Annotated in this window: 8 protein-coding genes and 1 pseudogene; 4 read left to right on the top strand and 5 right to left on the bottom strand. The window is 73.5% G+C overall.

Annotation, left to right across the window (positions count from 1 at the left end):
• Positions 1–450, bottom strand: a pseudogene (locus Acit_RS09855) (hypothetical protein); the annotation flags it as partial.
• 242 nt (positions 451–692) lie between these two features.
• Positions 693–2,075, bottom strand: coding sequence for a class II 3-deoxy-7-phosphoheptulonate synthase (locus tag Acit_RS09850; RefSeq protein ID WP_248108599.1), 1,383 nt, complete (start codon positions 2,073–2,075; stop codon positions 693–695).
• Between the two features lie 39 nt (positions 2,076–2,114).
• Here Acit_RS09850 and nadD point away from each other — a divergent pair, with 39 nt between their 5' ends.
• Both nadD and rsfS read left to right on the top strand, forming a co-directional pair.
• Complete coding sequence (gene nadD, locus Acit_RS09845; RefSeq protein ID WP_248108597.1) at positions 2,115–2,750, top strand: nicotinate-nucleotide adenylyltransferase; 636 nt, start codon at positions 2,115–2,117, stop codon at positions 2,748–2,750.
• A 12-nt stretch (positions 2,751–2,762) separates the two neighbouring features.
• Entirely contained in the window at positions 2,763–3,161 is a 399-nt protein-coding gene (rsfS, locus tag Acit_RS09840; RefSeq protein ID WP_248108595.1) for a ribosome silencing factor, read from the top strand.
• Between the two features lie 83 nt (positions 3,162–3,244).
• Here the strand turns inward: rsfS and Acit_RS09835 are convergent, their stop codons facing one another.
• From Acit_RS09835 to Acit_RS09825, 3 genes are read right to left on the bottom strand one after another with little or no spacing between them, the layout of a single operon-like run.
• The gene (locus Acit_RS09835) at positions 3,245–3,910 is read right to left on the bottom strand and encodes a GerMN domain-containing protein (RefSeq protein ID WP_248108593.1); all 666 of its coding nucleotides are present in this window, start codon (positions 3,908–3,910) and stop codon (positions 3,245–3,247) included.
• Positions 3,907–5,511 carry a sensor histidine kinase gene (locus Acit_RS09830; RefSeq protein WP_248108591.1) on the bottom strand — a complete coding sequence of 535 codons (1,605 nt, stop codon included), beginning with the start codon at positions 5,509–5,511 and terminating at the stop codon, positions 3,907–3,909. Before Acit_RS09830 ends, Acit_RS09835 begins: the two co-directional genes overlap by 4 nt.
• A gap of 4 nt (positions 5,512–5,515) precedes the next feature.
• Positions 5,516–6,193 (bottom strand): response regulator, encoded by a 678-nt coding sequence (locus Acit_RS09825; protein ID WP_248108589.1) that lies wholly within the window; start codon positions 6,191–6,193, stop codon positions 5,516–5,518.
• 172 nt (positions 6,194–6,365) lie between these two features.
• On the opposite strand from Acit_RS09825, the gene Acit_RS09820 reads away from it, so the two are divergent.
• Positions 6,366–7,289, top strand: coding sequence for a tyrosine-type recombinase/integrase (locus Acit_RS09820; RefSeq protein WP_248108587.1), 924 nt, complete (start codon positions 6,366–6,368; stop codon positions 7,287–7,289).
• Entirely contained in the window at positions 7,282–8,178 is an 897-nt protein-coding gene (gene whiG, locus Acit_RS09815; protein ID WP_248108585.1) for an RNA polymerase sigma factor WhiG, read from the top strand. The genes Acit_RS09820 and whiG overlap by 8 nt, the downstream gene beginning before the upstream one ends.
• Positions 8,179–8,297 lie beyond the last annotated feature (119 nt).

Raw genomic sequence — 8,297 nt, 5'->3', positions numbered from 1 at the left:
GCCGAAGGTGAAGACGCCGCCGTCTTGGGCCACCAGCCAGTAACCGTCACCACTGTCGTCCTTCGCCATGCCCACCACTGGGGCGGCCAGCTTGACGTTGGGGCCGAGCTCGGAGGGCACCGAGCCCTCCGGCGGTGCGCCCCCGAAGGGCAGCACCCCACCCTCGGCCGTGGCCATCCAGTACCCGACGTTGGTCTCGGTGCCAGTGCCAGTGCCAGTGGTGCCAGTGCCAGTGCCAGTGCCAGTGGTGCCGGTGCCAGTGCCAGTGGTGCCGGTGCCGGTGGTGGCAGCGGTGAGCTGCAAGCGGGCCGGCGCGGAGCGAGTCGAACCGGCGCGGGCCGAGGTCACGAGGCCGAGGAGGCCAACGACGAGCAGGAGGCCGAGGAGCAATCGGGTGCCGGTCGCCGGGGACGGCACCGTGCTCCGCCGTGCGCTGGTGGGATCGTCCATGGCTGCCTTTGGCGAGGGTGGGGAAGGCACCGGTGGTGGCCACCGGCGAGCATCGGCACGAACTGCGACAGTCTTCCCGGCCCGGGGGGCGGAAAGCAAGGATGTGATCGGCGCCTCGGGGAGGCACCTTGAGCGGTCGCGCGAAGTGCGGCGATGTCCTGGTGGGGCCGGGGCCACCCGTCACGCTGGCGAGCCAGTGTTGGCCAGAGGATGGACGAGGCTGGTCGAGGGGTGGGCGGGGCTCAGGCCCGGGACGGGTCGGGCTCCGCTCGCAGGAGGTCGGCCACCTGGAAGGCGAGGTCGACGGCCTGGCGACCGTTCAGGCGGGGATCGCAGGTCGTGGTGTAGCGGAGGTGGAGGTCCGACTCGGCGATGGCGCCAGCACCGCCGAGGCACTCGGTGACGTCGTCGCCGGTCAGCTCGACGTGGATCCCCCCCGGCCAGGTGCCCAGGCGCTGGTGGACGGCGAAGAAGCCCCGGATCTCGGCCATGATGTCCTCGACCCGCCGGGTCTTGCGGCCGTCGGCCGAGGTGAGGGTGTTGCCGTGCATCGGGTCACAGGCCCAGACCACCGGGTGCCCGGCCCGGCGGACGGCCTCGACGAGGGGGGGGAGGAGCTCCTCGACCCGGCTGGCGCCGAGGCGCGCGATGAGCGTGAGGCGACCGGGCTCGCGACCGGGGTCCAGCCGTCGGCAGACCTCCACGACGTCGGCGGGGTCGGCGCCGGGGCCGACCTTGACTCCGAGGGGGTTCTGGACGCCCCGGAGGAACTCGACGTGGGCACCCTCGGGCTGGCGGGTCCGCTCGCCGACCCAGAGCATGTGGGCCGAGCAGTCGTAGTACTGGCCGGTCAGCGAGTCGCGACGGGTCAGGGCCTCCTCGTAGGGGAGGATCAGGGCCTCGTGGCTGGTGTAGAAGTCGACTTGGTGGAGCGCCTCCTCGGCGCCCAGGTCGATGCCGCAGGCGGCCATGAAGCGCAGGGCGGCGTCGATCTCCCCGGCGATCCGCTCGTAGCGCTGGCCAGCGTCGCTGTCGGCGACGAACTGGAGGTTCCAGGCGTGGACCTGGGAGAGGTCGGCGAAACCGCCCTTGGTGAAGGCCCGGACCAGGTTCAAGGTGGCGGTGGCGTGGTGGTAGGCCTCGAGGAGCCGGGTCGGGTCGGGGACCCGGGCCCGGACGTTGGGGGCGTCGTCGTTCACCATGTGACCCCGGAACACCGGGAGCTCTTCGCCGTCGACCACCTCCAGCGGGGCGGAGCGGGGCTTGGCGAACTGGCCGGCCATCCGCCCGACCTTCACCACGGGCACCCCGGTGCCGTAGGTGAGGACCACGGCCATCTGCAGGATGACCTTGAGCTTGTCGCGGATGACGTCGGCCACCACGTCCTCGAAGGACTCCGAGCAGTCCCCGGCCTGGAGCAGGAAGGCCCGGCCAGCGGCCACCTCGGCCAGCTGCTGGCGGAGCCGTCGGGCCTCGCCGGCGAAGACCAAGGGCGGCAGGCCCGCCAGCCGCTTCTCGGCCCGGGCAAGGTCCTCGGCTGAGGGCCACTCGGGCTGCTGCTGGGCGGGTCGGTGCCGCCAGCTCTCGGGGCTCCAGTCCGTCGGTCCGGGGGTGCTGCCAGGCATCGTTCCCAGCGTAGGCCGCCGGAACCTAGGCTCCTCGCCGTGCCGAGCTCATCCCCACCGCCCGACTGCCCGAGGGCGCGGCGGATCGGGGTGCTCGGGGGCACCTTCGACCCGGTGCACGTGGGCCACCTGGTGGTGGCGGTGTGGGCCCGCGAGGAGCTGCAGCTGGACCGGGTGCTGCTGGTCGTGGCCAACGACCCCTGGCAGAAGCGGGGCCGGGCCTGCATGGCGCCGGCCGAGGACCGGTACGCCATGGTGCGTGCCGCCCTCGAGGGGCTGGTGGGCATCGAGGCCAGCCGCCTGGAGATCGATCGGGGCGGACCGAGCTACACGGTGGACACCCTGCGGGCCCTGGCGGCCGAGGAGCCGTCGGCCGAACGCTTCCTGATCGTCGGGGCTGACCTGGTGCCGCAGCTGCCGAGCTGGCACGAAGCCGAGGCCCTGGCCTCCTTGGCCACCGTGGTCGTGGCCACCCGGCCCGGGGCCGAGCCCCAGGGCGCGCCCCTGCCGGGCCTGCGGATCCGGGAGCTGGCGGTGCCGCGCCTGGAGGTCTCCTCCAGCGCCCTGCGGGCCCGGTTGGCGAAGGGGGCCTCGGTGGACGTCCTGGTGCCCGCCGGGGCCCTCCGGGTGATCCGTAGCCGCGGCCTCTACCAGCGGTCGCCGGGGGATTGGTAGCCTAGGGCCAGCGTGCAGAGCGGGCTGGCGAGCGAGCGGCAGACGCCGGAAGAGGAGGGGGCGGTGGCGCCGCCGTTGGCCCTGGAGGCCGCCCTGGCGGCCGACGCCAAGGCCGGACAGGAGACGGTGGTCCTCGGCATGCACACCTTGTTGGGGGTCACGGACGCGTTCGTGGTGACTTCGGGACGCAACGTGCGCCAGGTGCGCACCATCGTCGAGGAGGTGGAGAGGCGGGTCCGGGACCGCCTGGGCCGTCGGCCGCTCATGGTGGAGGGCCTGAGCGACGCCCGATGGGTCCTGCTGGACTACGGCGACGTCGTCGTCCACGTGTTCTTGGAGGAGGCCCGGACCTTCTACGACCTGGAGCGTCTCTGGGGGGACGCCCCTCGCCTGGCCTGGTCGACAGACTGAGGACCGGGCCGCCCGGCAGGCGAGGCGGCCTCGGAGGTGTGGGTCCCGGCGCTCGGCCTGATGCCGGAAGGGGCCGGAGGGGGTCAGCTCGGGGCCAAGGAGGCGTAGTCGGCCCGGGTGGCCACGGAGACCAGGGCGCCGCTGGGCTCGGGCACCGAGGCCGGTTGGCCGGCGATCTCGAAGACCACGCCGCTGACCCCCGAGAGGTTGGCGGTCACCGTCCAGACCACCTGGGCGATGGCCTCGATCTGGGCTTGGCCCGCGAGCTGGCCGAAACCAGCGCTCAGGTCGACGGTCGCCAGGCCCGCGGTGATGGTCGTGCCGGAGAGCACCGCGGTCTGCGGCGGGATGGCGCCTTGGAGGCCGGCGGCCGCCTCGGCCGAGGTCGGGCCGGCGATGACGGCCCGCAAGAGGCTCACGAGGAGCGCGTCAGGGTCGTTCGGGAAGGCCACCGAGCGACTGACCGCGGTGAGGTGGGAGGACGGGTTCACCAAGAAGACCTGGACAGCCAGGGTGTGGCCGCCGCTCTGGGTGCTGCTGGAGGCCGGCGCGCTGTTCGGGGGCGTGGGGGCGAGGAGGTCGAAGGGCACCGCTTTCGGGGCAATCGGGCTGGGTCCCCCGCCGACGGGCACCCCGCACGCGGCCACGCCGAACGCCAGGGCCACGAGGGCGAGGCCGACGACGAGGCGGCGCGGCGCCGGTCCGGGGCCCGGCTGTAGGGATGGAACCCACCGGCGGACCGGGTTCATCGCTCGCTGCCTCGGTCGTCGTCGGCCTCCTCCCGGGCGGGGGCCGCCGGGAGGGCCACCACGAAGCGATTGCCGCCCTCGGGATCGGCCTCGACCCAGACCCGCCCTCCGTGGAGCCGCACGTGTTCGGCGACCAGGGCCAGGCCGAGGCCGGTGCCCTCGGCCGCCCCCCGGCGCCCAGCGGCCTGGCCCCGGTAGAAGCGCTCGAAGATGCGGTGACGCTCCGCCGGTTCGATCTCGGGCCCGTGGTCGCTGACCGAAAGGTGGACCCAACCTCGGGTGGTGGTCGGCGCGGGCTCGACCTCGACCCCGGGTCCCGACGCCCCGGGCTGCTCGGGTCGGCCGGGACCGGGGGAGGCGCTGAGAAGGCGGGCCCCGCCGGCGTAACGGGCGGCGTTCGTCACGAGGTTGGCGACCACCCGGTCGATCCGACGCTTGTCGACCCAGAGCCGCAGGCGGGCGACCGCCGGGTCCACCGAGACCGGGACCCCCCGGGCCCCCCCGGCGGTGGCCAGGTGGTCGACGAGCTCGGCCACCTCGACCTCCTCGGCGGCCAACTGGGCCGTGCCGGTGTCGGCTCGGCTGATCTCGAGGAGGTCCTCGACCATCTGCTGGAAGTGGCGCACCTCGTCGGCGAGGAGCCGCAAGGCCGTGGCGCCCCGCTCCCCCAGGTCCCCTGCATGGGCTTCGAGGACGTCGAGGGAGGTGGCCAGGGTGGTGAGGGGGGAGCGCAGCTCGTGGCTGACGTCTGAGGTGAAGCGGGCCTCGCGCTCGATGCGCTCTTTGAGGGCGTCGGTCATGCGGTTGAAGGAGGCGGCCAAGGGGCGCAGATCCGGGTCCTCGGCCACGGCCAGCCGGGTGTCGAGCTGGCCGCCGGCGATGACCTCGGCGGCGTGGGAGACCGCAGCCAGGGGACCGAGAGCCCGACCGCTGGCCCAGCGTCCCACGACGGCGCCGGCGACGGTGGTGACGGCTGCGGCCCCGACCAGGGTGAGGGCCAGGATCTGGAGGGAGCGGGCGACGTCCCCCAGGGAGACCAGTTCGAAGTAGGCAGCGCCGACGCTCGGGATGGGCACGCCGATCGCCAGGGTCGGCTCGGTCCCCGAGCGCAGGAGCTCGGTGGCCGCGGTGCCCGAGAGGACCAGCTGACGCATGGCCAGGGGGATGGAGCCCTCGCCGACGGGCACCGAGGCCGAGAACCAGCGGCCACGGAACTCGATGACCGAGCGGGACCCCGAGGTGTCGAGGGACTCGAGGAGCGAGACGACGTCGACGTCCGGCACGAGCAGTGAGGAGCGGACCATGGAAGCATCGACGAAGGTCTGGCGGACCGCCTCGGCCTCTCGTTGGTGCAAGGTGAACTGTCGGGCCACCAAGTAGGTGCCGATGCCCATGACCGCCGAGAGGCCGAGGGCCCCCAGGCCGAACATGACGGTGATGCGGGCCCGCAGACCCAGGCGTCGCAGGGGCCGGGGCCAACCGCTCGGTCGCCGGGCGCGTCCCCTCGGCTGGTCGGACCGGGTGGGGTGGTCGCCGCCCGGGCCGGGGGCGCCCGGCTGGGCCTCGGGCCGGCTGCCCTGGGCGCGGACCGGGGCGGCCATGAGCCTAGACGGCCAGCTTGTAGCCCAGGCCGCGCACGGTGAGGATGTGCTGGGGGTTGGCCGGATCCGCCTCGATCTTGGTGCGCAGGCGCCGGACGTGGACGTCGACCAGCCGCCCGTCCCCGAAGTAGTCGTACCCCCAGACCCGGTCCAGGAGCTGCTCCCGGCTCAGCACCTTGCCGGGGTTGGCGGCCAGCTCGCAGAGGAGTCGGAACTCGGTCCGGGTGCAGTGGACCTCCTTGCCCGCCCGCCGCACCACGCCTTCCTCCGGGCGCAGCTCCACGTCCCCGAACTGCACCACGCTCGGCTCGCCACCGGCCCGGACCCGGCGGAGGAGGGCTCGGATGCGAGCGGTCAGCTCCTTGGTCACGAACGGTTTCGTGACGTAGTCGTCGGCCCCGGCCTCCAAACCGGCGACCACGTCGTGGGTGTCGTTGCGGGCGGTCACCATGACGATGGGGACCGTCGACACCCGACGGATCTGGCGGCAGCACTCGAAGCCGTCGATGCCGGGCAGCATGATGTCGATGAGGACCACGTCAGCTGGATCCTCGGCGAAGCGGCTCAGGGCGGTCTCGCCGCTGCCGGCCTCGTCGACGTCGTAGCCCTCGTCCTCCAGGGCCAGGCGGAGTGAGGTTCGGATGCGCTCGTCGTCCTCGACCAAGAGGATCCGCGCCGTCACGACCCGATCTTGCCTCACGGGGCCGGTGTCGGGGCACCGGGCGACACCCCCAACCTCGATCGACCGCCGCGGAACGTAGTAATATGAGAATACATAAACACTCTCCGTGAGATATCGGATCGGGCGGCGTCGTCGGCGCGCGCCAAGGCACGAGCAGCGGTACCCTCGATGCATGGAGTGGGACGTGGAGGGGTTCGCGCGGGCGCTCCACGACCGGTCGGGGGCAACGCGCACGGCGTACCGCCGTGACGTCGAACACTTCGCCGAGTGGTGCGGCCGGATGGGTCTGGGGGGGCCCGAGGAGGCCGATCGGCTGGTCGTCCGGCGCTACCTGGCCCACTTGGCCACGAGACGGTACGCCCGGGCCACCTTGGCCCGCCGGGCGGCTGCGCTGCGGGCCTACTTCGGGTGGCTGGTCCGCCGGGGACGGCTGAGCCAGGACCCCACGGCCCGACTGCTGGTACCCGCTGGCCCTCGGCGGCTGCCCCGGGTCCTGGACCGTCGGGAGCTGGCGGTCATGCTGGACCGGGCTGCGGAGGGGGGCGACGCTGCAGCGTCCTCGGTGCCCGACGCCGTCGCAGCCCGCGACGCAGCCATCGTGGAACTGCTCTACGCCGCCGGTCTGCGGGTGGGGGAGCTCTGCGGCTTGGACCTGGTCGACCTGGACCTGGCGGCAGGGGTGGTCCAGGTGAAGGGCAAGGGAGGGCGGGCCCGAGTGGTGCCGATCCACCAGCTGTGCCGGACCAGGCTGGAGGCGTGGCTGGCCCGGCGGTCCCTGCTGCTCGCCGGGGACGCCCGGCCCGAGGCTGCGGTCTTCGTGAACCGGCACGGCCGACGCCTCGGACCCCGGGACGTGCACCGTCTCGTGGCCCGGATCAGCGACCGCCGGGCCCACCCCCACGAGCTCCGGCACAGCTTCGCCACGCACCTGCTGGACAACGGTGCCGACCTGCGCGTGGTCCAGGAACTGCTGGGTCACGCCAGCATCCGGAGCACCCAGGTCTATACCCACGTGAGCAAGGAGCGGTTGGTGGCGGTGCACGGGGCGACCCACCCCCGGGCGGCCGGGGCCGGTGAGGGGAGGCAGGATGCCTGAGGACCCCCGGGTCGAGGCGACGGCGGGCGATCGGGGTCGGCGGCGGCGGGGCGACGAGCCGGCGAGCCCTGAGGAGCTGTGGGAGCGCTACCTAGCCACCCGGGACCCAGCCCTGCGCCAGCAGCTCATCGTGCTCTACTCGCCGCTGGTGAAGTACGTGGCCGGGCGGGTGGCCGCTGGACTCCCCCAGCACGTCGACGGCGCGGACCTGGTCAGCTACGGCATCATCGGCCTCATCGACGCCATCGACCGGTTCGACCCGAGCCGAGCCGTGAAGTTCGAGACCTACGCCATCCCCCGGATCCGGGGGGCCATCATCGACGAGCTCCGGGCCATCGACTGGGTGCCCCGCTCGGTCCGGGCCAAGGCCCGGGCGGTGGAACAGGCCATGAGCGCCCTCGAGGGCCTCCTGCACCGGACCCCGACCGACGCCGAGGTGGCGGCCGAGATGGGGATCAGCGAGCACGAGCTCCAGGACATCCTCCGGCAGGTCTCCCTGGTGGGCGTGGCCGCCCTCGACGAGGTGCTGGCGGGGGGGGACCGCAGCGAGCGGGCCACCCTGGGCGACACGGTGGCCGACGCCGCCGACGGGCCCGTGGCCCTCTTCGAAGACAAGGAGGCCAAGGAGATCCTGGCCAAGGCCATCGCTCGGCTGGGCGAGCGGGAGCGAACCGTCCTGTCCCTCTATTACTACGAGAACCTCACCTTGGCCGAGATCGGGGAGATCCTCGGGGTGACCGAGAGCCGGGTCTGCCAGATCCACACGAAAGCCGTGCTGCAGCTCCGCACCCGGCTCGGCGACCGCAGCAGCCCCGGTGCCTCGGCCGACGCCGGGGGTCGGGGCGTCCGGGGCGGAGGGCGGCCCCGGGCCCGAGCCAGCGTCCGCTAAAGACCCGGCCGGCGCCCGCCCGGGGGTCCAGGCACCGGCTGCCAGTCGGGCGTCGGCTAACCTCTTCCCGGCCCGTCGAGCGACGGGCCGGCGGGAGACCGCCGACACCACGCACCCGG

Source organism: Aciditerrimonas ferrireducens, from assembly GCF_023130475.1.
GTDB lineage: Bacteria > Actinomycetota > Acidimicrobiia > Acidimicrobiales > UBA8190 > Aciditerrimonas > Aciditerrimonas ferrireducens.
This window is presented reverse-complemented; position numbering and strand designations above follow the sequence as displayed.

Bases quoted from the DNA above. Each gene is read 5' to 3' on its own strand.
- Acit_RS09850 (WP_248108599.1), bottom strand. From the start codon at position 2,075: ATGCCTGGCAGCACCCCCGGACCGACGGACTGGAGCCCCGAGAGCTGG.
- Acit_RS09835 (WP_248108593.1), bottom strand. From the start codon at position 3,910: ATGAACCCGGTCCGCCGGTGGGTTCCATCCCTACAGCCGGGCCCCGGA.
- Acit_RS09830 (WP_248108591.1), bottom strand. From the start codon at position 5,511: ATGGCCGCCCCGGTCCGCGCCCAGGGCAGCCGGCCCGAGGCCCAGCCG.
- Acit_RS09820 (WP_248108587.1), top strand. From the start codon at position 6,366: ATGGAGTGGGACGTGGAGGGGTTCGCGCGGGCGCTCCACGACCGGTCG.
- whiG (WP_248108585.1), top strand. From the start codon at position 7,282: ATGCCTGAGGACCCCCGGGTCGAGGCGACGGCGGGCGATCGGGGTCGG.